Genomic DNA, 23,001 nt, shown 5'->3' with positions numbered 1-23,001 from the left:
CCGATCGTGCCTGCCGGATCACTTGCCGCTGGCCGCGGCCTTGTCCGCGCTCACGCCCACTTCCTGGGCCAGCTGCTGCGCCATCTCCAGATGCTGCTTCAGCTTCGGCAGGGTCTTCTGCGCGAAAGCCTTCACCTCCGGGTCGCGCGCATCGCGGGCGCCCTTTTCGAAAAGCTCGATCGTGTCCCGGTGCGCCTGCAGGCCCATGGTTTCCATGTAGCGCTTGTCGAAGTCCGCGCCGTCGGCGGTGCCCAGCAGCTTGAGCTTGCCTTCCTGCATCAGCGACGGGCCGTCGGGCACACGCGCGTTCTTTCCGGACGCCAGCGCGGCCAGTTCCTGGTTGGCCTTGGTATGGTCGTCCACCATCTGCTGGGCGAACGAACGCACCTTCGGGTTCTGGGCCTTCTGCAGGGCCAGCTGGCTGCTCTTGACTTCCGCATGGCCGTTGTGGGCGGCATCGTCCAGGAAGGACTTCTCGGCGCGTGTCAGGCGCGACGCCTGGCCCTCCGCTCCGTCCACCGAGCGTGCGGCGCCCGCGCCGGGCTGCGTCTGCGTAGGGGCGGTCTGCGCCTGCGTGCCCGTGGCATGCAGGGCGCAGGCGAAAGCGATGGTGGCGGGGATCAGCAGATAGCGTTGGTTCATGGCGATACTCCTTTTTGCAAAACAACCGGGGAAATTCCATGCGGCAGCGGCAGCGGCCGCATGGCAGCGAGTCAATGGCGCGGCAGGTCGGGCCCCCTTCGGCACCCCTGCGCACCGGCGAAACTTTTTTCCAGCCGGCCGTCACGTGGACGGACCGGCACCCATCCAGGACAGGCACCCCCAGCGCAGGCGCGAGTCGCCTACCAGCCACGCGCCCTGCCCGTACAGCCGGCGGGCCGCCGCAGGGTCTTCGAGCCGCACGGCCCACAGGGCACCGGAACGGTCCGCCCACATGACGCGGGCATCGACTGCGGACAACCGCTCCATGGCCGCCGCAGCGGGGACGCCGGGTCCGAACAGCACCATCACATCGCCGCCGCGTCCGGCCTGCGGCCACACGGAGGCGAGCGCGGCACCGGTCACGATCAGCACGGCGGACAGCCACCGGCCCGGCGTGCCGGGACTCCGCGCGGGCACGCTGCCGTCCTGCGGACGGGGAACATCCGCGCCCCCCTGCCCTGCAGGGGGCCCGCGACGTGCGCGCCAGCCGAACCACAAAGGCAGCAGCCCGAACACGGCAAGCCACCCCACATCCCACAGCAGCGGGATCTCGGCGGCATCGCGCACGCGGTGCAGGCCGAGCACCCAGTGGGACAGCACGGCATCCAGCAGGTGCCACAGGCCGAAGCCCATCAGCGCATGCCCCCACAACGTGCGGTCCGCCCGTGGCAGGGCGCACAGGGCGCGCGACTTCCAAAGCTTCCAGATTCCCACGGCGGCGATGACGTACATCAGCGCGTGGAACAATCCGTCCGCCAGGATCTGCAGGCGGATGTTCTCCAGCACGGGCGAGCGCACGCGGCTCAGCAGGTGGTGCCACTGCAGGATCTGGTGCAGCAGGATGCCGTCGAAGAACCCGCCCAGGCTGAACCCGATGCATCCGCCGGCCCAGGCCAGCGGGCGCAGGTTGCCGCCGTGCAAGGTGTCTTGATGCATCGCTCGGGCAGGCATGCCGGTCAGTGCTGGCGGCTGCGGTCGCGCGTCTCGCCGATCAGGCCCGCGCCCTGACGGGACGAGGGCATGGGGCCGTCGGGCTCGTCGCCGCCGTAGTCGAGCCCCAGTGCCCGCGCGGAGCCGGAGGAATCGACCGACGCGATCGGGCCGGTCTGCAGCCGGTCCGAGTGCCGGTCGCCGGGACGCTGGCGCTCGCGGTTGCCGTAGGTGCTCTCGTCGCCGCTGGCGCCGAAGCGGCGCGCGCCTTCACCGGTAGCGAGGTTCTCCGCGCCGGCAGGGGTGGCGGCGGGGCGGGAGTCGTCGCGCATGCCGTACTGGTCGTAGTGGCCGGTATCGCGCCGGCGCTCCTGCTCGGCAACCGCGATGGCGTCGCGGGACGTGTCGGGCAGGGATTGGGTGGAGGTGTCGTCGTCAGGCTTCATGGTGTGCTCCGGTGCTTTGGGCGTCATTGCGCGCGCTCGCGGTTCTGCGCGAGGTAGCTGCGCACGGCCTCCGCCGAATTGCCCACCGCCTGCACGGCCCTGCGCAGTTCGTATTCGTCGCAATTGAGCACCGAGGCCCAGTCGCGCACTTCGTAGTCTTCCGAGAGATTGATGAGCCGCCGGTCCGCGCCACCCACCTTGGTCTTGTCGTCCGCCATGGAAAGAACTCCTCTGCAATGCAAGTGCGATGCATCCATGCTGGGCGGCCCACCGCGGCCCGGACGTAGGACAAGCCCGGCCCGCCATGGCGGAACTGTCACAGCAGGTTTCCGGGCCGCCCGCCGCGGGGCGCGACAGGCCAGATCCGCACGGCGCGCCCGCGGGGCTTTACGGCACGGCCATGGCCGAGGCTCAGTTGCCGGAGGCCGACGCACCGGGCCGCACATCGCACCGGAAAGCCTGTTCCAGCTGGCGCAGGGCATTGCGCTTGCGCGCGGGGCTTTCGGCGGCGGTGCAGTCCCCGGGCACCCAGACGTCGTAGCCGAGCATGCGCGCATCGGTGGCGCTGAGCATCACGCACATGTCCGCGGCCAGGCCGGCGACGATGACGCGCTGCGTGCCCATCTGCCGCAGCAGATGGAGCAACGGCGTGGACTGGAACGCCGAATGGCAAGGCTTGAGCAGTGTCAGGTCGCGCGGCCGGGGAGACATGAGGCGGGCCAGCTCGCCGCGCGCGCCGGGCAGTTGCCGGCAGGCCGCCAGCAGGTCGCTGAATTCGCTGTGCCAGGTACCGTAGTTGTCATTGGCATAGATCACCGGCACATGGCGGCCTTCCAGTTGCTCGCGCAGCCGCAGCGTGGCCCGCGCGGCGCGGATGGCGCCCGGCAGCAACACATCGGCGCCGGGGAAGTTCAACGGATTGACCACGTCCACGAGGAGCAGCACGTCCCGGTTGCGCGGCAGCCGGGTTTGACGGAGGGAGGCGGCGGAAGACACGGATGGAAGGCATCGGCAATGAAGATGCCGCCAAGGATTCCCCGCCGCGGTCCACCGGCGCCGTAGGAAAGCGCCGAATCCGGCGCGCATCTGTATGGTCGAAACCGTCCCTGCCTTTTTGCGCCCGGCCGGGTCACTCCGCCTGCGCGCCCTGTGTCTTCTGGATGACGATGCTGCCATCCGCTTCCAGGAAAGCCAGCCGTATCGCCGGCTCGTCGCAGTCGGCCTCGCGCAGTGCTTTTTCCCAGTCGCTGCGCGATACCCGGTGGCGGCGCAGCGCATCGCGGAAAACTTGGCCGTCGCGCGCCACGAGCACGGCCTCGCCTTCCAGCACGGCCTCCACCGTGCGGCTGCGCGCGCTCAGGAAGCCCGCGGCCGCGTTCAGCGCCATCAACACCGCGCACACCAGCAGGCCGCCCGGCAGGGAGTCGTCCCCTCCCGTCATCGAATTGCTGGCCGCCTCGCTCAACAGCATGATCACCAGCAGGTCGAACGGGGTGAACTGCCCCACCGTCCGCTTGCCGGAAACGCGGAGCATGCACAACAGCGCGAGATAGACGAGCACGCCGCGCAGCACCAGTTCGGGCCATTCCACGTCCAGATTCCACATGATCCGATCTCCTTTGCCGACCGATCTTGGCAAGGACGCCACCCGCATTCATGCGCAGGTCGCACCATGCTGCGTAGGACGCCACCGCCACCTGCACCGCACGGCGCCTGCGCCTACAGGCCGGCCGCCCCGGGGGAAATGTCCAGGCCGCTGGTTTGTCCGTATAGTCCACCTGATGAGCAGCGAGAAGCCCCCCATTACCGGCCAGGCGCGTCCTTTCGTCGCGGAAGGCGCTCCCAACGAGGTCGCCGAGCACAAGGACGACATCTTTTTCGCGGCCATCGAAACCACGCGGATGCCGATGCTGGTCACGGATCCGCGCCAGCCCGACAACCCCATCGTGTTCTGCAACCGCGCCTTCGTCGCGATGACGGGCTACCAGCCGCAGGACATCCTCGGGCACAACTGCCGGTTCCTCCAGGGCCCCGCCACCGACCGCAACACCGTCGCGGCCCTGCGCGAAGCCATCGATCAGCGGCGCGAGATCTCGCTGGAGCTGCTCAACTACCGCAAGGACGGCTCCACGTTCTGGAACGCGCTGTTCATCTCGCCGGTCTACAACGCGCGTGGCGAGCTCGTCTATTTCTTCGCTTCGCAGCTCGACGTGAGCCGGCGCCGCGACGCCGAGGAAGCGCTGTCGCAGGCGCAGAAGATGGAGGCGCTCGGCCAGCTGACCGGTGGCATCTCGCACGACTTCAACAACCTGCTGCAGGTCATGTCCGGCCACCTGGACGTGATGCGCGTGCGCAACCGCAGCCAGAAGCTCGGTCGCGAGGACATCGACCGCTCCATCGACAGCATCCGCAGCGCCGTCGGCAAGGCCTCCACGCTCACACAGCAACTGCTGGCGTTCTCCCGCAAGCAGAAGCTCCAGGGCCGGGTCGTCAGCCTGAATGCGCTGGCCACGGGCATGGCCTCGCTGGCCGAACGCACGCTCGGCGAAGCGATCGAGATCGACTACGTGCTCGGTGACGACGTACCCAACTGCGAACTGGACACCACCCAACTGGAAGTGGCGGTGCTCAACCTGCTCCTCAACTCCCGCGATGCCATGCCCAACGGCGGCCGCATCCGGGTCGAGACGCGCGGCATCGAGCTGCACGCCCAGGACGGCCATGCCTTCTCCGGCCTGCCCCCGGGCCGCTATGCCACCCTGTCGGTGACCGATACCGGCTCGGGCATCCCGGCCGACATGGTGCCGCGCGTGATGGACCCGTTCTTCACCACCAAGGAAGAAGGCAAGGGTACCGGCCTGGGGCTGTCCATGGTGTACGGTTTCGCCAAGCAATCGGGCGGTGCCGTCACGATCTATTCGGAAGTCGGCGTGGGCACCACGGTGCGCATGTACTTTCCGGCCGTGCACGGGCGCACGCACCCCGAACTAGTGGAATCGCTCGCCCCCCATGCGCGCGGCGGCACGGAAACCGTGCTGGTCGTGGACGACCGCGTCGAGGTGGCCGACCTCGCCCAGGCCATGCTGGAAGGCCTGGGGTACACGGTCCACGTGGCGCACAGCGCGCACGCGGCCCTCAAGCTCGTGCGCTCCCTGGAGCCCTCCGCGCTTCCGCACCTGCTCTTCACCGACGTGGTGATGCCCGGCGGCCTGAACGGCTACGAGCTGGCCCGGGAGATGCGCAAGACGGTGGCCGGCATCCATACCCTGCTGACCACGGGCTTCGACCGCGACATGGGCAGCCTCGCCAACGTCGCGCCCACCGAATTCGAGATCCTGAAGAAGCCCTACCGGCTGGCGGATCTCGCACGGCGCGTGCGCATGGTGCTCGACGGCGCCACCGGCACCAAGACCTGAACCCGCGGTGGCAGCCGCGGGACGCCGGCACGCCGGCGTCCTGCAATCCAAACAGGAGCCCGCCGCGTACAGGCCGGAACCAGGCGGGCCATCCGGCACGCCGCACGCCGGAGCCCCTCGCATGCTGCAGAACACCGCCACCGCCATCCGCCTCGTCGAACGGGGCCTGCTCCCCGACCGGCTCGTACGGCACGGCATCCGCCGGCTGCTGAAAGACCGGCTCGCCGAACTGCGCAGCGGCGACGGGGCATCTGCGGCGGAACAGACCCAGGCCTTCCTGGAGCGCATCCGCTCGGCGCCGCTCGCGCTGGTTCCCGAGAAAGCCAACGAGCAGCATTACGAGGTGCCTGCGGAATTCTTCGGCAAGGTGCTTGGGCCCCACCGCAAATACAGCTGCTGCCTCTGGGCGGCCGGCACCACGACCCTGGAGCAGGCAGAGGAGGCCGCCCTCGCCGAGACCTGCGAGCATGCCGGCCTGCAGGACGGCCAGCGCATCCTGGAGCTGGGCTGCGGCTGGGGCTCGCTGACGCTGTGGATGGCGGCGCGCTACCCGGCCAGCACGATCACGGCCATTTCCAACTCGCACTCCCAGCGCCGGTACATCGAGGCGGAGGCCGCGCTCCGGGGACTGCGCAACGTGCGCGTGCAGACCTGCGACTTCAACGTCTTCGACACCGCGGAGCGCTTCGACCGGATCGTGTCGGTGGAAATGTTCGAGCACCTGCGCAACTGGCCGCGCGCCTTCTCGCACGTGGCACGCTGGCTGGCCGACGACGGCCGCTTCTTCATGCACGTGTTCACCCACCGGGAGGCCCCCTACCCGTTCGTCGCCCGGGACGCCAGCGACTGGATGAGCGAGTATTTCTTCTCGGGCGGCATGATGCCCAGCGACGACCTGGCACTGCACTGCCAGGACGACCTGCGCGTCGCGCGGCGCTGGCGATGGGAAGGCACCCACTACGCGAAGACATCGCGGGCGTGGCTGGACAACATGGACGCCCACCACGCGGAGCTCCAGCCGCTGTTCCGGCAGGTGTACGGCGACGAGGCGGACACCTGGTGGATCCGCTGGCGTCTCTTCTTCCTGGCCGTCGAGGAACTCTTCGCCTACGGCGACGGCCAGCAGTGGTGGGTCAGCCACTACCTGTTCGACAAGCGGCCCGCGCACGGCGCGGCCTGACGGGACGGGAGGCCGGCATGGCGGATTTCTTTGGCACAGACGCCTGGCAGGCCGCGCTGGGCGGCCTGGCATGGACCGCCGGCGTGGCCCTGGCCACCTGGGCCGCCAGCCTGGCACGCCGCGACGCGAGCCTCGTGGACCGGGTCTGGGGCCCCATGATCGCCGGGGCCGGCGTGGTGTATGCCCTGCGGCTGAACCCTGCGTCCGAGGGCGGCGCGGCATGGTGGGCCGTCGGCGTGGCGGCCGCCTGGGCGGCCCGGCTCGCCGTCTTCATCACGCTGCGCAACTGGGGCCACGGCGAGGACCGCCGCTACCAGGCCATGCGGGAGCGCCACGGCGAGCGCTTCGGGCTCAGGAGCCTGTACCTGGTCTTCGGCCTGCAGGCGGTGCTGGCGTGGGTGGTATCCGCCCCTCTTTTCGCCGCGGTGGCGCTTCTTCGTCCGGGGCCTGCCTGGCAGGCCCTGCCCGGCCTGGCCCTGGCCGTTTTCGGCCTGGTGTTCGAGGCCGTGGGGGATGCGCAGATGGCCCGGTTCAAGCGCCGTGGCAGCGGAGCAGACCGCGTGATGGACCAGGGCCTCTGGCGCTACACCCGGCACCCCAACTACTTCGGCGAGGCCTGCGTGTGGTGGGGCCTGTGGCTGGCGGCCCTGGGCCTGGCAGGCATGCCGGCGTTCTGGAGCATCGCCTCGCCCCTGCTCATGACCACGCTGCTCCTGCGGGTCTCGGGGGTGGCGCTGCTCGAAAAGGACATGCCCTCGCGCAGGCCGGCCTACCGCGAGTACCAGCGCCGCACGAGCGCCTTCATCCCGATGCCGCCGCGGTCCGGGAGGTCCTCGTGAACGGGCCCGCGCGCTCCCGGCGCCTGCGGGCTGTCGCGCTGGCATCGGCGCTGGGGCCCGGGCTGCTGCTGGCAGCGGCCACGGCGGGCGCCCATGCGCAGGGCGCGACGGAGCAGCAATGGAGCTTCGCCGTGTCGCTGGACGGCAGCCCGATCGGCGAGCACCGATTCCGGCTCGGCGCCCCGGAGGGCGGCAGCCGCCAGTTGGAAAGCTCGGCACGCTTCACGGTGAAAGTGCTGGGCATCGCGGTGTACCGGTACCGGCACGAAGCCCGGGAGCAGTGGCGTGGCAACTGCCTGAGGCGCATCGCGACCGACACCGACGACGACGGCGACCGCAGCACGGTGCGCCAGGAATTCCCGCCGGACGGCCCCTGCACGCGCAGCTTCGCCTATTGGAATCCGGCCATCCTGGAATCCCGGCAACTGCTGGACCCGCAGACCGGGAAGCTCGAGCCGGTGCAGATATCCCGCGAGGAAGACGGCTCCATCACCGTGCGCGGCCAGCCCCGCGCGGCAACGCGCTGGCGCATCACCGGGCCCCGCAACCCCATCGACGTCTGGTACGCAGCCGACACCGGAGAGTGGGTGGGGCTGGATTCCACCGTGCGTGGCGGGCGCAAGCTCAGCTACCGGCTTCCATGACGGCATCCGCACTCCCGCAGCCCCACCCCGTTCCCTTCCACCTCCATCTTCCGAAAGCCGACATGCCACGCACCTACGCCATCGCCTACGCCGCCACCGCCCTCGCCTTCCTCGCGCTGGATTCCGTGTGGCTCGGCACCATGGCCCAGCGCCTGTACCGTCCCAACATCGGGCACCTCATGCAGGAAGGCGTCTCGTTCGCCCCCGCGGTGGTGTTCTACCTGCTGTACGTGGCGGGCATGGTGTTTTTCGCCGTCGTGCCGGGCGTGGAAAAGCAAAGCTGGCAGCAGGCCCTGGGCCTGGGCGCTGCGCTCGGGCTGCTGGCCTATGCCACCTTCGGGCTGACCAACCAGGCCGTGCTGCGGGACTGGCCCTGGCACGTCACCGCCATGGACATGGCCTGGGGAACGGTCGCCACCGGGGCCGCCAGCGCGATCGCCTGCGCGGTCATCCTGCGGTGGTTTCCGCCCGCATCGGCCTGAACGGCCGGGGCCTGGCCCCGCCGGGGCCGGCCCTACATGCCCACCAGGCTGCCCGCCAGCCGCGCCAGCATTCCGTCGAAGCGCAGGCGGCCATCGACGGCCGCCAGGCAGATGCAGTCTCCCGGCCCTTGCACCACCGGCTGGTGATGCACGTTGCCATCGGCGGCATCGAAATCCCCCGCGCCGAACAACGCGTGTCCGTCATGGAAGGCGCCGTGCAGCACCTGCGTCCATTCCAAACCGCCGTGGGTATGGGCAGGCAGGCTGCGGCCGGGGCCGATGCGCAGCAGGAACACGTTCACGTCGCCGGCCGGCGGCGAGAGGGGGCGGCTCCAGCGCATGCCCGGGGCGATCCATTTCCAGGGCGAAAACGCGACGCCGCGCAGCGCTTGCGGCCACGGTGTTCCCGCAGGCCAGTCAGGGCCGCCAGCTACCGGCTCGGCAGCCGCACCCGGCCGGCGAGCATCGTCCCCGGGAAGGGCATCGATGGCCCCCAGCACGCGGGAAAGCGCGTCGGGCCTCAGCGTCTCTGGCGGCAGGGATTCCAGCAGAACGCCGCCGGCGGCCTCCAGGGCCCTCAGGCGCTGCCCGCACTGCGGGCACATCTCGGCATGCACCGAAGCCAGCAGCGCCGGCCCCGGCGGCAGCCGCCCCGCGGCCAGGTCGAGGAGCAGGTCATCTCCGGGATGATGATGGATCGTCATGGCGCATGGGCGCCGAGCAGGCGGCGCAGGTGGCGTACGGCCAGGCGCACGCGGGATTTCACGGTCCCCAGCGGGATGCCGAGATCCTCGGCGATCCGGGCGTGGGGCTGGTCCTCGAAGAAGGAGCGGCGCAGCACCTGTGCCTGTTCGGGGGCGAGCGACTCGATCGCCCGCCGCACGTCGTTTTCGCACTGGGCGGCGTAGGCCAGCTCCTCGGGGCCATCGTCGTCCAGGGCCATGTCGAGCCCGTCGTCGCTTTCGGACAACTGGTTGGACTTGCGGCGCAGATGGTCGATGCGCAGGTTCCGCGCGATGGTGAACACCCACGTGGAGACACCCGCATGCGCCGGGTCGAAGGTGCCCGCCCTGCGCCAGAGATTGACCATCGCTTCCTGCGTGAGGTCTTCCGCCACGCCCTCCGCCAGGCCGAGGCGCATCAGGTAGGCCTTCACCCGCGGGGCGAAATGCTTGAACAGCGCCGCGAAGGCCTGCCGGTCGCCGTGGTCGGCCACGGCGCGCACCAGGGCGATCCACGCTTCCGACGAAGGCGATGAAGGCAGTCCTTCGGTGTGATACTTCGACACAATCGACAGGTAGGGAGGCAGAGCGGAAGCGGTCCTCGCGGGAGGCTGCTCTGCCAGGGGCTTGCGGACGATGGTCATGGTGCTGCCGTTACGCAGCGATGGGTGGATTAGATCACGCCCCGCGGCATCGCAATCCAAGAGCCTGGCAGATGCGTACAGCACGGCAGCATCCGAGGACTCCAATGAGAACAACACCAGACATGTCCGCCGCTGGCGGCGGCTCCGCAGGCGCAGCCCGCAACGGCCCGCTCGACATCGCCGTCATCGGCAGCGGGATCTCCGGCCTGGCCGCAGCCTGGCTGCTGGCCAGCCGCCACCGGGTGACCGTGTACGAGGCCGATGCGCGCCCCGGCGGCCACAGCCACACCGTGGAGGTAGCGGGCCCCTCCGGCACCGTGGCCGTCGATACCGGTTTCATCGTCTACAACGAATCGGCCTACCCCAACCTCACGGCCCTGTTCGCGCACCTCGGGGTGGAAACCGTTCCCACAGACATGTCGTTCGGGGTCAGCATGGACGGCGGGGCGCTGGAGTATTCCGGCTCCGGCCTGTCCGGCCTGTTCGCGCAGCGCGCCAACCTGCTGCGCCCGCGCTTCTGGTCCATGCTCCGGGACCTGGTGCGCTTCTACCGGCTCGCGCCCGGCGACGCGCAGCAGATGGGGCTGCTGCCGCTGGATGAGTACCTGGACCGCCGCGGCTTCGGCCGCGCCTTCCGCGAAGACCACCTCTACCCCATGGCGGCGGCCATCTGGTCCACCCCCGCCGCGCGCATCGGCCAGTACCCCACGGAGTCCTTCGTCCGTTTCTGCGAGAACCACCAGTTGCTCAACCTGGGCCACCGGCCCGCATGGCGCACGGTACGGGGCGGCAGCCGCCGCTACGTGGAAAAGCTCGTGGCCGCCCTGGGGCAGGACGGCCTGTCGCTCGAACGGCCCGCCGTGGAGGTGCGCCGCACGGAAGGCGGCATCCACGTCCGCACCGCCGATGCGCGGGAATCCCGCCGCCACGACCATGTGGTGATCGCGACCCATGCCGACCAGGCGCTGCGCCTGCTGCCCGATGCCACGCCCGAGGAGTCGCGCTGGCTGGGCGCGTTCGGCTACAGCCGCAACCGCACCGTGCTGCACAGCGACCCGGCACTGATGCCGCGCCGCCGCGCGGTCTGGTCCAGCTGGAACTACGCCAGCGACCGCAGCCTGGCGGACGGCCTGAGCGTGACCTACTGGATGAACCGGCTGCAGCACCTCCCGGACGACCTGCCGCTGTTCGTGACCCTGAACCCGGTCCGCGAACCCGATCCCCGCCACGTGCTGCACACGCAAACGTACGAACACCCCATCTTCGACGGCGACGCGCTGCGCGCCCAGCGGCAGTTGTGGAGCCTCCAGGGCCAGCGGCGCACCTGGTTCTGCGGCGCGTATTTCGGTGCAGGCTTCCATGAGGACGGACTGCAGGCAGGCCTCGCCGTGGCCGAGGCCCTGGGCGGCGTGCGGCGCCCCTGGTCCGTGCCGAACGCATCGGGCCGCATCCACTGCATGCCGGCGCATGCGCCCGGAGCCTCCGCATGATTCCCGCGGCCACGCCGGTGCCGGGCAGCGCCCTGTGCGTCGGAGAGGTCACGCACCAGCGCCACCGCCCCGCACGCCATCGCCTGCGCTACCGCGTCTACGCCCTCTGGCTGGACGTGGACGAACTGCCGGAACTGGCTCGCCGGCTGCGGTTCTTCTCTCTCAACCGGTTCAACCTCTTCAGCCTGCACGAGCGGGACTACGGTCCAGGCACGGGCGAAGCCCTGCGCAGCCACGTGGAGCGCCAGCTCGCCGCGGCGGGCATCGGGACCGGCATCGGCCCCATCCGCATGCTGACCATGCCGCGCATCCTGGGCTACGCCTTCAACCCGCTCACGGTGTATGCCTGCCACCGGCCCGACGGCGGCCTGCTCGCGGTGCTCTACGAAGTGAACAACACCTTCGGCGAGCGCCACAGCTACCTCGTGGCGGTGCCCGGTGCGCAGGCGCACGGCACGCGGCAGCGCCATGGATGCGACAAGTCCTTCCATGTCTCGCCCTTCCTGCCCCTGTCCCTGCGCTACGCGTTCGACCTGCGGCGCCCGCAGGTCCCCGGCGATGGGCTGTCGCTCGGCGTGACGGCCAGCGACGCCGCCGGCCCCGTGCTCCACGCGGCATGGCGGCTGCGCCTGCGTCCCCTGACGGACGGCGCGCTCGCCCGCGCCTTCTTCACGCATCCCCTGCTCACGCTGAAGGTGATGGGCGCCATCCACTGGGAAGCGCTGCAGATCTGGCTCAAGGGCGCGAAAGTCCATGCCAAGCCGCCGGCCCCCGCACGGCACCTCACCGTCATCCGCCCCGAAGAAACATGACGCCCTCTTCCACCTCGCCCACGAAGGCCGCGAGCGGCCTGTCCACGGAATCCACCGCCCACCACCTGCCCCATGCGCGGCGACCCGCCGGCAGGCCCTGGCTGCAACGCCCCTTCGAACTCCTGCTGCGCCGGCTGCTCTCCTGCATGGCCTGCGGGTCGCTCTCGGTGCACCTGCCGGATGGCAGGGTCCTGCATGGCGCCGGCGCAGAGCCCGGGCCGCAGGCGGCCATGGTCCTGCACGGGTGGAAGCCCGTGTGGCGGCTGCTGGCCGGGGGCGACCTCGGCCTGGCGGAGGGATACCGCCAGGGTGAATGGTCCACGCCGGACCTCACGGCCCTGCTGGAGTGCGGCAGCCGCAACGAGGTCCCCTGGAGCCGCGCCACCGAAGGCGGCTGGCCCGCGCGCTGGGCCGGCAGGCTGCGCCATCTGCTGCGCTTCAACACGCGCGGCGGTAGCCGGCGCAACATCGCCTTCCACTACGACCTGGGCAACGACTTCTACGCGCAGTGGCTGGACCCGTCGATGCTCTACTCCAGCGCGATCTATCCCACGGGGACGGAATCGCTCGAGGAAGCCCAGGCCGTCAAGCTGGAACGCATCGCGCAGCACCTGGCACTCGAGCCCGGCGACGACGTGCTGGAAATCGGCTGCGGCTGGGGCGCCCTGGCCCAGGACATGGCGCAGCGGGGTGCCCGGGTGACGGGCATCACCCTGTCCGCGGAGCAACTGCGATTCGCCCGGGAACGCATCCGGCAGGCGGGGCTGCAGGACGCCGTGGAATTGCGGCTGCAGGACTACCGGGACGTGCCCGGCACCTTCGACCACATCGTCTCCATCGAGATGCTGGAGGCCGTCGGCGAATCCTACTGGCCCACCTACTTCGCAACCCTGCGCGACCGCCTGCGGCCGGGCGGGCGCGCCGTACTCCAGGTGATCACCATCGCCGACCGCCATTTCGAGCACTACCGTTCGGGCGCGGACTTCATCCAGCGGTATATCTTCCCGGGCGGCATGCTGCCTTCGCCTTCGGTGCTTGCCAGCCAGGCCGCGGGCGCAGGCCTGCGCATCCGCTCGAGCGAGACCTTCGGCCCCGACTACGCCAAAACCCTGGCGTACTGGCGCCAGCGCTTCCAGTCCGCCTGGCCGTCCATCGAGCCGCTGGGCTTCGATGAGCCGTTCCGCAGGCTCTGGGAATACTACCTGTGCTATTGCGAAGCCGGCTTCCGCACGGGGCACATCGACGTGGGCCTCTACACCCTCGAGCACGCCGGCAGTTGAGCGGCCTGCCCGCGCCGCTCCGGGGGCACTGCCGCGGCCGCTAGCGGTCGGCCGTGCCGGGCTCGGCCATTTTCCGGTGCTGCGCCGCGACCAGCTGGGAGGGGGTCACCTTCGCCAGGGCCACCTGCAGCTTGTTGCCCAGCCCCACCACCACATCCGCCTCGCCGGCCTCCATCGCCGCGTAGCCCGTTCGCGCCACCTCGGCCGGATCGGACTTGCCGGACTGGGTGCCGAACTTCGTGTCCAGCATGCCCGCCCGCTCGAAGAATGCGGTATCGGTCACTCCCGGCATCAGGCAGGTCACCGTCACCCCGCAGTCCTGCAGCTCGTCGCGCAGCGCGGCCGCGAACGAATCGACGAACGCCTTGGTCCCGTTGTACACGGCCTGGAAGCTGCCGGGCAGGAAGCCGGCAATCGAACCGGTGATGAGGATGCGTCCCCGGCCGGCCGCGCACATGCGCTGCGCCACGCGCTGCACCAGCCATACGGTACCGGTCACGTTGGTGTCGATCACGTGGCGCACATCGGCAAAAGGCTGGTCCAGGAAGGCCCCGCCCAGGCCGTGGCCCGCATTGGCCATGAGCGCATGCACCATGCGGTCGCCAATGACCGCCCAGAGCTTTTCCAGCCCTTCGGCCGTGGCCAGGTCCACCTGGATGAACTCGACCTCCGCGCCTTCGGCGCGCAAGGCGTCGGCGGCACCGTTGAGCGGGGTGTCCGCCGCCAGCACGAGGTCGTAACCGCCCCGCGCGGCACACCGTGCCAGTTCCAGGCCGATACCGGACGACGCTCCCGTCACCACCGCCAGGGGCCGCATGTCCCCATTACCGTCGATCGTTTCCATTGCGAAACCTCTTTCCGATCAGATGCGTGAAAGGCCCGGCACCCGCGCCACCGCCCCGTCCCATGCAAGACGGGCCGGGCAGGAGCGGCTCGGGCGCCTCCATGCCCACCATGGTGGAAGCCGCGGCGGTGTCCGCCTGTCGGACACCACCCCGCACGCGCCGGCGACAAAACCGCGCGTTCCCGAGCCGGGCCGCCAGCCGGACCGCGGGCGGCCCGTGCCAGAATCCGGGCCATGTCCGCACCATCGGCCTACGCGGTCACAGCCGCCACCACCGCCCGACGCTCCACCGAAAGCACCATGGCCGCGCTGTACCGCGCCGCCCTGGGTCCGATCGGCGCGGCGCGGTACCTGCCCGCCTTCGAGCGCTTCGACGAAGCAGGCCGCACGTTGCCCGGATGGAACTGGGCGGCCGCGTTGCTCACGCTCAACTGGATGGTGTTCCGGCAGCTGTGGAGCGCAGCGCTCGTCTATGTCGCCGCACTCGAGGGCCTGGCGCTCCTGGCCGTCGCGGTCGGCCGCTACACCGGCACCTGGCCGCTTCCGGTGCTCGCCGGCCTGGGCCTGGCGGTGCTGCTGGCGGCCACCGTGATCCCGGGGCTCTACGGCAACGCCATCGTCCACGGCGAGATCCGCAAGCGGATCACCAAGGCGCTGGCCGCCTCCGCCACGCTCGCCCAGGCCCAGGAGCGCCTGGAACACAATGCGCCGACGCAGCGCCGGCTCGTGTGGATCGGCGCGGCCAACGCCATGCTGGCCCTGCTGCTGGCCGCCTTGCTGCTGTTCCAGCCGGATCTGTCCGCCATGGGGTCTGCCACCGCCCCCCACGCGCCGCCTGCTGCCGCGGAGGGCCCACGGGCCACCGCCTCCGCCGTTCAGGAGCCTGCGTCCGGCGCGCCCTCCGGGCTGTCCGGGGAAACATCAGCTTCCGCAGGCACCGCCGGTCCGGCCTCCGTCCCCGCCGCGGCCCCCGCCTCCGCGCCATCGGCAGCCGAGCCGGCCGACGGGGCATCCCGGCCCGCTGCTCCCGCGGCGCAGGCGTCGGCACCGGCATCGGCAAGTTCCAGGCCGGCCGTGCCGCCGAGCACCAGCCCGGCGGCCGCATCCCTGCCCGTGCTGCCCCGGCAGGTTGCCAGCGCGGCACCCCGGGCCATGGCGAGTCCCGTCCCGGCAGCTTCCGCGGTCTCTCCGGCCGTGGCGCCGGCATCCGCTGCATCCGCCGCTTCATCGCGGTCTGCGGCGGCCTCGGCAGCAGCACCCACCGCCACCCGTCCCGCCCAGGCACCGGCCAGCGCCGCCTCTCGCCGCGCGGCCGGCTCCGCGGCTTCGCGCCCGGCGGCGGCTGCCACGGCAGACCGCGCCGACTCCGCGGCGGCGCCCACGCGCAAGCTCTACATCAACGTCGGCCTTTTCGCCGAGCCCGCGAATGCGCAACGCGCGCACGGCATGCTCCGGCGGGCCGGCATTCCGGCGGCCACGCAGCCGGTCACCGCGGCAGATGGCCGCGAACTGCTGCGGGTGCGCGCCGGCCCGTTCACCTCGGCGTCGCAAGCCAATGCAGCCGCCGCGCGCATCCGGGCCCTCGGGCTGGAAACCTCGGCCGCGGCTGCGCACCATCCGTGACGCCACCGCCCGCGGCAGCCCCGTGTTACCGCTCGTGACGTTCCCGGGCAGCCCGCTGCGCTAAGGTCAGGCACCAGACACCCTGCCCACCTTTTCAGATGACGGAGCTTCCATCCATGCGCACCACTGCCAGCCTTCTCGCCACCGCCGCCTTCGCACTCCTCGCCGGTGGCTGCAGCACGGCGAACATGCCGTGGGGCGGACAGCCCGCGCCCGCGCCGGTCGGCCCGACCGGCGCCCCCATGGGTGGCACCTGCAACGCCCAGCCGGCCCAGGCCCTGATCGGCCAGAACGGCACCGCGAGAGTGGTCGAGGATGCGCGCGTGCGGTCCGGGGCCCAACTGGCACGGCTGCTGCGCCCCGGGCAGATCGTCACCAAGGAATATGACCCGCAGCGCCTCAATCTCGAGGTGGACGCCTCCGGCCGCATCGTCGCGGCCCGCTGCGGCTGACCTGCCGGGCCGCAGCCCGCACCGCAACCCCGCTCAGTCCGCCAGGAATAGCTCCTGCAGGTCGCTGAGGAAATCGAACCCGCGCTCCGTGGGGCGTACGCGCGCAGCATCCCTCACGATGAGGCCCTTGCGCCCGGCCTCGTCCAGCGCGCCCGCGATGGCGCTCAATGGCAGTCCCGTGCGGTCCATGAAATCCTGCAGCGCGAAGCCCTCGCGCAGGCGCAGCGCATTGAGCATGAACTCGAACGGCAGATCCGCCCTGCGCACTTCGTGGTCCTGCGCCACGGCATTGCCGGCCAGGGCCTGCTCCATGTAGCGCTGCGGATCGCGGAACCGCACCTGCCGCACCACGCGGTGGGCGAAGCTGAGCTTGCCGTGCGCCCCCGCGCCGATGCCGAGATAGTCCCCGAACTGCCAGTAGTTCGTGTTGTGCACGCACTGGTGCCCTGAGCGGGAATAGGCAGAAATCTCGTAGCGGCGCAGCCCCGCCGCCTCCGTCATCGCGGTGATCCGGTCCAGCATGGCATAGGCCAGATCGTCCTCCGGCACCACCGGGGGGAACCTGGCGAAGTAGGTGTTGGGCTCGATGGTCAGGTGGTAGATGGACAGGTGCGGCGGCTGCAGCGACAGCGCCAGCGCCACGTCGCGCCCCAGGTCCTCCAGGCTCTGCCCGGGTAGCGCGTACATGATGTCGAGGTTGAACGTATCGAACGCCTGCGCGGCCTCCTGCACCGCAGCCAGGGCCTGTGCCCGGTCATGCACCCGCCCCAGCGCCTGCAGGAAGCGGTCGTCGAAGCTCTGCACGCCGACGGACAGCCGCGTCACCCCGGCCGCGCGGTAGGCGCGGAAACGGTCCTTCTCGAAGGTCCCGGGATTGGCCTCGAGCGTGATCTCGGCGTCCGCCTCGAGCCGCAGCCGCGCCCGCACCCCGCCGATCAGCTGGTCGATGGCTTGCGGCGAGAACAGGCTGGGCGTTCCCCCGCCGATGAACACGCTGTGCACCGTGCGCCCCCAGACGAGCGGCAGGGCGGCTTCCAGGTCCGCCATGAGCGCATCCAGGTAGCGCTGCTCCTGCAGCGCCCCCGCGCCGCCACGCGCCTCGTGCGAACTGAAGTCGCAGTAGGGGCACTTCTTCAGGCACCAGGGCAGGTGCACGTACAGCGACAGCGGTGGCGGAGCGCCGAGGCTCAGGACGCCGGGCCGCATCGAATGCCGCACATCGCGCAGCGGGGCTGGCGCCTCTTCGGCGCCCGGAGTGGCGGCAGGAACGATGGGAATGGACACGGGATGGAAAGCAGAGGAAGACGGGAAATGCCGGAGGGGAAAAGGCGTTCGGGCCGGGGTGCCGGGTGGATCAGAACCAGCGTTCCCGCATGAGCGCGAGCATCTGCTGCGCGGACCGCCCCCGGTGGCTGTGCGCGTTCTTCACCTCCACGGGCAACTCGGCGAACGTCTTGCCGAACTCCGGGATGAACATCACCGGATCGAAGCCGAAGCCCCCGTCGCCGCGCGGCTCCGTGGCGATCTCTCCGACCACCCGGCCCACGGCGATGAGAGGTTCCGGATCGTCGGGACTGCGCACGGCCACGAGCGTGCTCACCATCGCCGCCCGCCGCGAAGCGACGCCCCGCATCTGCTCCAGCAACGCACGCACGTTGTTCGCGTCGCCCTTCTCGTAGCCGAAACGGGTGGCGTAATAAGCCGTCTGCACGCCCGGCTGTCCCCCGAAGGCATCCACGCACAGGCCCGCATCGTCGGCCAGCGCCGGCAGCCCGGTGTGCTCCGCGGCGAAACGCGCCTTGGCCAGCGCATTCTCCACGAAGGTATGGAAGGGCTCGTCCGCCTCGCCCACGCCGAGATCCGCCTGCCGTACCAGCTCCACGCCCAGGGGAGAGAACATGCTCTGCAGCTCGGCCAGCTTGCCGCGGTTGTTGGATGCGAGGACGAGTTTCATGGTGGGAATGCTTTCGGGAAAGGGGTTCACAGGCCGGATGCCGGCGCCGACAACGCCTGCCGCTGCAGGGCGATGAGGGCGTCCACGCCCCGGGCGGCCAGGTCGAGCAGCCGGTCCATCTCGCTGCGCGTGAACGCGATGCCTTCCGCCGTCCCCTGCACTTCGACGAACCGGCCGCCGCCCATCATGACGACGTTCATGTCGGTGTCGCACTGCACATCCTCGGTGTACTCCAGGTCGAGCAGCGGTGTGCCCTGCACGATGCCCACGGACACGGCCGCCAGCGGCGCCGTGATGGGCGACGCGGCGATCTTCCCGCCCGCCAGCAGGGCCGACACGGCGTCGTGCGCGGCGACCCAGGCACCGGTGATGGCCGCCGTGCGCGTACCGCCGTCGGCCTGCAGCACGTCGCAATCGAGCTGGATGGTGCGCTCGCCCAGCGCGCGCAGGTCGAACACCGCCCGCAGGCTGCGGCCGATCAGGCGCTGGATTTCCTGCGTGCGGCCGCTCTGCTTGCCCCGCGCGGCCTCGCGGTCGCTGCGGGTGTGCGTCGCGCGCGGCAGCATGCCGTACTCCGCCGTCACCCAGCCTTCCCCGCTGCCGCGCTTGTGCGGCGGCACCCGCTCCTCGACAGAAGCCGTGCACAGCACCTTCGTATGTCCGAACTCGACCAGCACCGAGCCTTCCGCGTGCATGGTGTAGTGGCGGGTGATGCGCACGGGGCGCAGGGCATCGACGCCGCGGCCCGCGCTGCGCTCGAAAGGATGGGAAAGGGAAGATGAAGGCATGGGTTGCACCGCGTGAAAGGGCGTGAAAGGGAGTGAATGGGCCATCCGGCCCGCGACCGGCATGGAAGGCGCGCGATCCGCACCGGAGGACGCAACGCAGGCTCAGGCAGCGCCAGACGTCGCGCCCGGCCAGCCCGCGCCGTGGGCTTTCAGGTCTTGCGCGCGGCCGACCGGCGGATGGCCTCGTTGATCTCGGCGATGGAGCGTTCGATCGCCTCGTCGTCGAGATCGTCCAGCTCGTCGCCCGCACCGGCCTCGAACGGTCCGGCCTGGATCGTGGAGGCGAAACCGTCGTCGCCGATGCTGTGCGTCGATATACCCTGTGTGGACTCGAAGGTATCCGGAGTTTCCCACTCCATGGCCACCACCGTGACGTTGTCGCTGCTATCCCCCGCCCTGCGCAGGGCGTCCTCCACCAGTTCCGGCACCGCCTGGGATACCGGCAGCCTCCCGAGCTGGCGCGCGATGGAAGCATCGTCCAGCGCACCCCACAGTCCGTCGGAGCACAGCAGCAGCCGGTCGCCCTGCTCCAGCGCGACAGGGCCCGTGATGTCGTAGATGGGCTTGGTCGGAGACCCCAGGCAGGTGAACAGCACGTTGCGGTTCATGCGGTCCATGCCGGGCAGGGAGGCATTGCGCAGCTCCATGTAGGAATGGTCGCGGGTGCGCGTGAGCAGTTCGCCGGAGCGGACCATGTAGAGGCGGGAGTCCCCGCAATGCACCCAGCTCGCACTACCCGACTGCACCACCGCCGCCACGAGCGTGGTGCGGGGCGTGTCCAGCATGCCCCGGTCGCTGGCATACCGCAGTATCTGGTGGTGCGCGGCCAGCAGGGCCTCGGCCAGGAAGACGTCCACCGAGGGCAGCACGGGTTTGGCCTGGCGCTGGAATGCGGCGGAAACCGTCTGCACCGCGATCTGCGCGGCTACCTCTCCGTCCGGATGCCCCCCCATCCCGTCGGCCAGCACGAAGAGGCTGGACTCCCGGGTATAGCAATAGCCCATCCGGTCCTCGTTGATTTCGCGGCCGCCGCGGCGGCTCACCTGGAAGACCGAGAATTTCATTTCTGCTTCGCCCCTGCGCCGATGCGCGTGGCCTCGCCCACTTTCTGCACGTTCTTCTTGGTATCCGACACCAGGGTGTCGAGCTGCAGCCGCATCTTCTCGCCGACGGACAGCTTGGTATAGCGGCGCTCGCCCTCGCGGCTCAACTCCTTCTGCAGCGCGAAGACGGATTGCGGGCGCGAGAGCGGATCGAGCGCCATGCACCACTCCACCACCTCGATGAGGTTGTCGGAATAGACGCCCCGGAGCTTGCTCAGGGCGAGCGACAGCCGGTCCTTCTCGGCGCGCTGCGGCGCCTCGTTCGGGGGAAAGCCCTGCATGCAGGCATAGATGCAGGCGCCGATGGCGTAGATGTCGGTCCAAGGACCCATGGAGGAATCGCGCCGGTACATCTCCGGCGCCGCGAAGCCGGGCGTGTACATCGGCCGGATGAAGTTGCCCTCCTTCGACAGCACCTCCCGCGCCGCCCCGAAGTCGATCATCACGGCCTTGTTGTCGTCGGTGATGAAGATGTTGGCCGGCTTGATGTCCAGGTGCAGCATCTTGTGCTGGTGCACGATGCGCAGGCCCCGCAGCACCTCGTCGAACAGCGAGCGGATCGTCGATTCGCGGAACACCTTCTGCGTCTTCAGGTCGCGCGCGGTGATGATGAAATCCTGCAGCGTGGCGCCTTCCAGGTAGTTCATCACCATGTAGACGGTCTCGTTCTCCCGGAAGAAGTTGAGCACGCTGACCACGGAGGCGTGGGATATCTGGGCCAGGGCGCGGCCTTCCTCGAAGAAGCTCTTGAGCCCGAGTCGATAGAGCGACAGCTTCTCGGGCGGCACCTTGGGCAGCAGCTCGCCAGGCGAGCGCGTGGCGAGGGAGGAAGGCAGGTACTCCTTGATGGCGACCTGCTGGCCTTCCGCATCGACTGCGAGGTACACGACGCCGAAGCCGCCGGAGGAGAGCCGGCGTACCACGCGGTAGCCGCCCAGCATGGTGTCGGGCGGCAGGGGGGCCGGCTTGATTTTTGACATATTCGCGAAAAAACCTGGACGCGTCCCGATCGGGAAAAGGAACCCGGATAATCGCCGGATCGCAAGCAATCACCGAAAAAGTCCGATGGCAGTTTACAGCATGACCGGCTACGCGAGCGCCCAGCTCGAAGCCTCCGCCACCGATGCCGACAGCGGTGCCCGCCCCGCCCGCCTGGGTATCGAGATCCGCTCCGTCAACAGCCGCTTCCTGGATCTCTCCTTCCGCCTGCCCGATGAACTCCGGGCCCAGGAACCCGGCCTGCGCGCCCTCGTCACGCAGCATCTCAAGCGCGGCAAGGTGGAGGTGCGCGCCTCCATCGAATCGGAGGCCCAGGGCCTCATCGCTCCGCCCTCCGCGCGCATGCTGCAGCAACTCAACTCGGCGCAGGATTCCGTCCGCGCCTGGCTGCCGTCCGCCGCGCCACTGTCCGTGGCCGACGCGCTGCGCCTGTGCGCGGGTTCCGCGGCGTCCTCCGCGTCCTGGAGCCCCGAGGGCATCCAGGCCCTCGCCCAGCGGGCACTGGAAGACCTGGTGGCGGCGCGCGAGCGCGAGGGCAAGCGGCTCTCCGCCATGCTGCAGGACCGCCTGAAGCAACTGCGCGACCTGGCACGACAGGCCGCGCCCCTGGTGCCCCAGCTCGTGGACCAGCAGCGCCAGCGTTTCCTGGAGCGCTGGAAGGAAGCCATGGCGCTGACCGAAGGCGTGCCGGTGCCCGAAGCCGCACAGGACCGCGCCCTCGCGGAAGCCACCGCTTTCGCCATCCGCATCGACGTCGCGGAAGAGATCACGCGCCTCGACTCCCACCTCGACGAGATCGAGCGCCTGCTGAAGAAGGGCGGGGAGATCGGCAAGCGGCTGGACTTCCTCATCCAGGAACTGCACCGCGAGGCCAATACCCTCGGCTCCAAGTCCGCCGCCATGGAACTGACCCGCATCAGCGTGGACATGAAAGTGCTCATCGAGCAGATGCGCGAGCAGGTCCAGAACATCGAGTGAGCGATAATTCTCCTGTTTTGATAGCGGCCCGCGCACATCCCGTATGGACTATCCCGGAAATCTCTTCGTAGTGGCGGCGCCGAGCGGCGCAGGCAAGTCGAGCCTGGTCAAGGCCCTGCTCGAACTCGACTCCCACGTGCAGCCCTCCGTTTCCCACACCACGCGCCCGCCGCGCGGCCAGGAACGGCATGGGCGCGAATACTTCTTCACCTCGGAGCAGGAGTTCGACGCCATGGTCGCCGCCAACGGCTTCATCGAGTGGGCGCACGTCCACGGCCGCCGCTACGGCACCTCCCGCAAGGGCATCGAGGAGCGCATCGGCCAGGGCGCGGACGTCATTCTCGAGATCGACTTCCAGGGGGCCATGCAGGTGAAGGAAGCCTTTTCCAACGCCGTGCTCATCTTCATCCTGCCGCCGAGCTGGGAAGAACTGCGCTCGCGGCTGGAGCGCCGCGGCGAAGATGCTCCCGACGTGATCGAGTTGCGGCTCAAGAATGCGGCCGTCGAAATGGCGCAGGCCGCCAAATTCGACTTCGTTATAATCAACGAGCTTTTCGAACGGGCGCTTTTCGACCTGAAAACCGTCGTTCACGCCCAGCGGCTCAAGTACGCAGCCCAGCGCCGGGCCCGGGCCGACACCTTCGAATCCCTCAATATCGTCTAGACCGCCAGG

Annotated in this window: 26 protein-coding genes; 12 read left to right on the top strand and 14 right to left on the bottom strand. The window is 69.9% G+C overall.

Annotation, left to right across the window (positions count from 1 at the left end; all coding sequences use genetic code 11):
- Positions 1–18 precede the first annotated feature (18 nt).
- The 6 genes from BLR99_RS07750 to BLR99_RS07725 form a co-directional block, all read right to left on the bottom strand.
- On the bottom strand, positions 19–642 hold the full coding sequence (locus BLR99_RS07750; protein WP_011796606.1) for a DUF4142 domain-containing protein: 624 nt from the start codon (positions 640–642) through the stop codon (positions 19–21).
- A gap of 141 nt (positions 643–783) precedes the next feature.
- Positions 784–1,638, bottom strand: a complete 855-nt coding sequence (locus tag BLR99_RS07745) for a DUF2243 domain-containing protein (protein ID WP_017438510.1) — start codon at positions 1,636–1,638, stop codon at positions 784–786.
- 20 nt (positions 1,639–1,658) lie between these two features.
- On the bottom strand, positions 1,659–2,078 hold the full coding sequence (locus BLR99_RS07740; RefSeq protein WP_017438509.1) for a hypothetical protein: 420 nt from the start codon (positions 2,076–2,078) through the stop codon (positions 1,659–1,661).
- A gap of 23 nt (positions 2,079–2,101) precedes the next feature.
- Complete coding sequence (locus BLR99_RS07735; RefSeq protein ID WP_011796609.1) at positions 2,102–2,296, bottom strand: DUF3606 domain-containing protein; 195 nt, start codon at positions 2,294–2,296, stop codon at positions 2,102–2,104.
- Between the two features lie 193 nt (positions 2,297–2,489).
- Positions 2,490–3,074, bottom strand: coding sequence for a cysteine hydrolase family protein (locus BLR99_RS07730; protein WP_017438508.1), 585 nt, complete (start codon positions 3,072–3,074; stop codon positions 2,490–2,492).
- 133 nt (positions 3,075–3,207) lie between these two features.
- Positions 3,208–3,684, bottom strand: a complete 477-nt coding sequence (locus BLR99_RS07725) for a DUF421 domain-containing protein (RefSeq protein WP_011796611.1) — start codon at positions 3,682–3,684, stop codon at positions 3,208–3,210.
- Between the two features lie 175 nt (positions 3,685–3,859).
- Between BLR99_RS07725 and BLR99_RS07720 the strand changes: the two genes are divergently transcribed.
- The 5 genes from BLR99_RS07720 to BLR99_RS07700 all read left to right on the top strand — a co-directional run bounded on the left by BLR99_RS07720 (position 3,860) and on the right by BLR99_RS07700 (position 8,639).
- Positions 3,860–5,494, top strand: a complete 1,635-nt coding sequence (locus BLR99_RS07720; protein WP_017438507.1) for a hybrid sensor histidine kinase/response regulator — start codon at positions 3,860–3,862, stop codon at positions 5,492–5,494.
- Positions 5,495–5,615: 121 nt separating this feature from the next.
- Positions 5,616–6,674, top strand: a complete 1,059-nt coding sequence (locus BLR99_RS07715; protein ID WP_017438506.1) for an SAM-dependent methyltransferase — start codon at positions 5,616–5,618, stop codon at positions 6,672–6,674.
- 17 nt (positions 6,675–6,691) lie between these two features.
- Positions 6,692–7,513, top strand: a complete 822-nt coding sequence (locus tag BLR99_RS07710) for a DUF1295 domain-containing protein (RefSeq protein ID WP_046060536.1) — start codon at positions 6,692–6,694, stop codon at positions 7,511–7,513.
- The gene (locus BLR99_RS07705) at positions 7,510–8,157 is read left to right on the top strand and encodes a DUF6134 family protein (protein WP_046060535.1); all 648 of its coding nucleotides are present in this window, start codon (positions 7,510–7,512) and stop codon (positions 8,155–8,157) included. Before BLR99_RS07710 ends, BLR99_RS07705 begins: the two co-directional genes overlap by 4 nt.
- A gap of 62 nt (positions 8,158–8,219) precedes the next feature.
- Complete coding sequence (locus BLR99_RS07700; protein WP_011796616.1) at positions 8,220–8,639, top strand: DUF2177 family protein; 420 nt, start codon at positions 8,220–8,222, stop codon at positions 8,637–8,639.
- A 32-nt stretch (positions 8,640–8,671) separates the two neighbouring features.
- On the opposite strand, the gene BLR99_RS07695 is transcribed toward BLR99_RS07700, so the two are convergent.
- Positions 8,672–9,343 (bottom strand): ChrR family anti-sigma-E factor, encoded by a 672-nt coding sequence (locus BLR99_RS07695; protein WP_011796617.1) that lies wholly within the window; start codon positions 9,341–9,343, stop codon positions 8,672–8,674.
- On the bottom strand, positions 9,340–10,005 hold the full coding sequence (locus BLR99_RS07690) for a sigma-70 family RNA polymerase sigma factor (RefSeq protein WP_017439186.1): 666 nt from the start codon (positions 10,003–10,005) through the stop codon (positions 9,340–9,342). Before BLR99_RS07690 ends, BLR99_RS07695 begins: the two co-directional genes overlap by 4 nt.
- Positions 10,006–10,109: 104 nt before the next feature.
- Between BLR99_RS07690 and BLR99_RS07685 the strand changes: the two genes are divergently transcribed.
- The 3 genes from BLR99_RS07685 to BLR99_RS07675 are packed head-to-tail and all read left to right on the top strand — an operon-like array spanning position 10,110 to position 13,587.
- Entirely contained in the window at positions 10,110–11,495 is a 1,386-nt protein-coding gene (locus tag BLR99_RS07685; RefSeq protein WP_017439187.1) for an NAD(P)/FAD-dependent oxidoreductase, read from the top strand.
- Positions 11,492–12,307 (top strand): DUF1365 domain-containing protein, encoded by an 816-nt coding sequence (locus BLR99_RS07680; protein ID WP_011796620.1) that lies wholly within the window; start codon positions 11,492–11,494, stop codon positions 12,305–12,307. Before BLR99_RS07685 ends, BLR99_RS07680 begins: the two co-directional genes overlap by 4 nt.
- Positions 12,304–13,587 (top strand): SAM-dependent methyltransferase, encoded by a 1,284-nt coding sequence (locus BLR99_RS07675; protein ID WP_017439245.1) that lies wholly within the window; start codon positions 12,304–12,306, stop codon positions 13,585–13,587. Before BLR99_RS07680 ends, BLR99_RS07675 begins: the two co-directional genes overlap by 4 nt.
- 40 nt (positions 13,588–13,627) lie before the next feature.
- Here the strand turns inward: BLR99_RS07675 and BLR99_RS07670 are convergent, their stop codons facing one another.
- Positions 13,628–14,431 (bottom strand): SDR family NAD(P)-dependent oxidoreductase, encoded by an 804-nt coding sequence (locus BLR99_RS07670; RefSeq protein ID WP_017439244.1) that lies wholly within the window; start codon positions 14,429–14,431, stop codon positions 13,628–13,630.
- Positions 14,432–14,665: 234 nt separating this feature from the next.
- Between BLR99_RS07670 and BLR99_RS07665 the strand changes: the two genes are divergently transcribed.
- Entirely contained in the window at positions 14,666–16,054 is a 1,389-nt protein-coding gene (locus BLR99_RS07665) for an SPOR domain-containing protein (protein ID WP_046060533.1), read from the top strand.
- A gap of 116 nt (positions 16,055–16,170) precedes the next feature.
- Positions 16,171–16,506 (top strand): I78 family peptidase inhibitor, encoded by a 336-nt coding sequence (locus BLR99_RS07660; protein WP_011796624.1) that lies wholly within the window; start codon positions 16,171–16,173, stop codon positions 16,504–16,506.
- A gap of 33 nt (positions 16,507–16,539) precedes the next feature.
- On the opposite strand, the gene hemW is transcribed toward BLR99_RS07660, so the two are convergent.
- The 5 genes from hemW to BLR99_RS07635 all read right to left on the bottom strand — a co-directional run bounded on the left by hemW (position 16,540) and on the right by BLR99_RS07635 (position 21,331).
- Positions 16,540–17,790, bottom strand: a complete 1,251-nt coding sequence (gene hemW / locus BLR99_RS07655; protein WP_017439241.1) for a radical SAM family heme chaperone HemW — start codon at positions 17,788–17,790, stop codon at positions 16,540–16,542.
- A gap of 70 nt (positions 17,791–17,860) precedes the next feature.
- Positions 17,861–18,460, bottom strand: a complete 600-nt coding sequence (gene rdgB / locus BLR99_RS07650) for an RdgB/HAM1 family non-canonical purine NTP pyrophosphatase (RefSeq protein WP_011796626.1) — start codon at positions 18,458–18,460, stop codon at positions 17,861–17,863.
- 26 nt (positions 18,461–18,486) lie between these two features.
- Entirely contained in the window at positions 18,487–19,248 is a 762-nt protein-coding gene (gene rph / locus BLR99_RS07645; protein WP_046060531.1) for a ribonuclease PH, read from the bottom strand.
- Between the two features lie 149 nt (positions 19,249–19,397).
- Complete coding sequence (locus tag BLR99_RS07640; RefSeq protein WP_011796628.1) at positions 19,398–20,312, bottom strand: PP2C family protein-serine/threonine phosphatase; 915 nt, start codon at positions 20,310–20,312, stop codon at positions 19,398–19,400.
- Positions 20,309–21,331 (bottom strand): serine/threonine protein kinase, encoded by a 1,023-nt coding sequence (locus BLR99_RS07635; protein WP_011796629.1) that lies wholly within the window; start codon positions 21,329–21,331, stop codon positions 20,309–20,311. The genes BLR99_RS07640 and BLR99_RS07635 overlap by 4 nt, the downstream gene beginning before the upstream one ends.
- 85 nt (positions 21,332–21,416) lie before the next feature.
- Here BLR99_RS07635 and BLR99_RS07630 point away from each other — a divergent pair, with 85 nt between their 5' ends.
- On the top strand, positions 21,417–22,328 hold the full coding sequence (locus tag BLR99_RS07630) for a YicC/YloC family endoribonuclease (RefSeq protein ID WP_011796630.1): 912 nt from the start codon (positions 21,417–21,419) through the stop codon (positions 22,326–22,328).
- A gap of 43 nt (positions 22,329–22,371) precedes the next feature.
- The gene (gene gmk, locus BLR99_RS07625) at positions 22,372–22,992 is read left to right on the top strand and encodes a guanylate kinase (RefSeq protein ID WP_017437952.1); all 621 of its coding nucleotides are present in this window, start codon (positions 22,372–22,374) and stop codon (positions 22,990–22,992) included.
- The last annotated feature ends 9 nt before the right edge of the window (positions 22,993–23,001 follow it).

The organism is Paracidovorax citrulli (assembly GCF_900100305.1).
In the GTDB taxonomy this organism is placed as follows: Bacteria; Pseudomonadota; Gammaproteobacteria; order Burkholderiales; family Burkholderiaceae_C; genus Paracidovorax; species Paracidovorax citrulli.
Note: the sequence above shows the minus strand (reverse complement) of the source record. Positions and strands in the feature narration are given on the sequence as shown.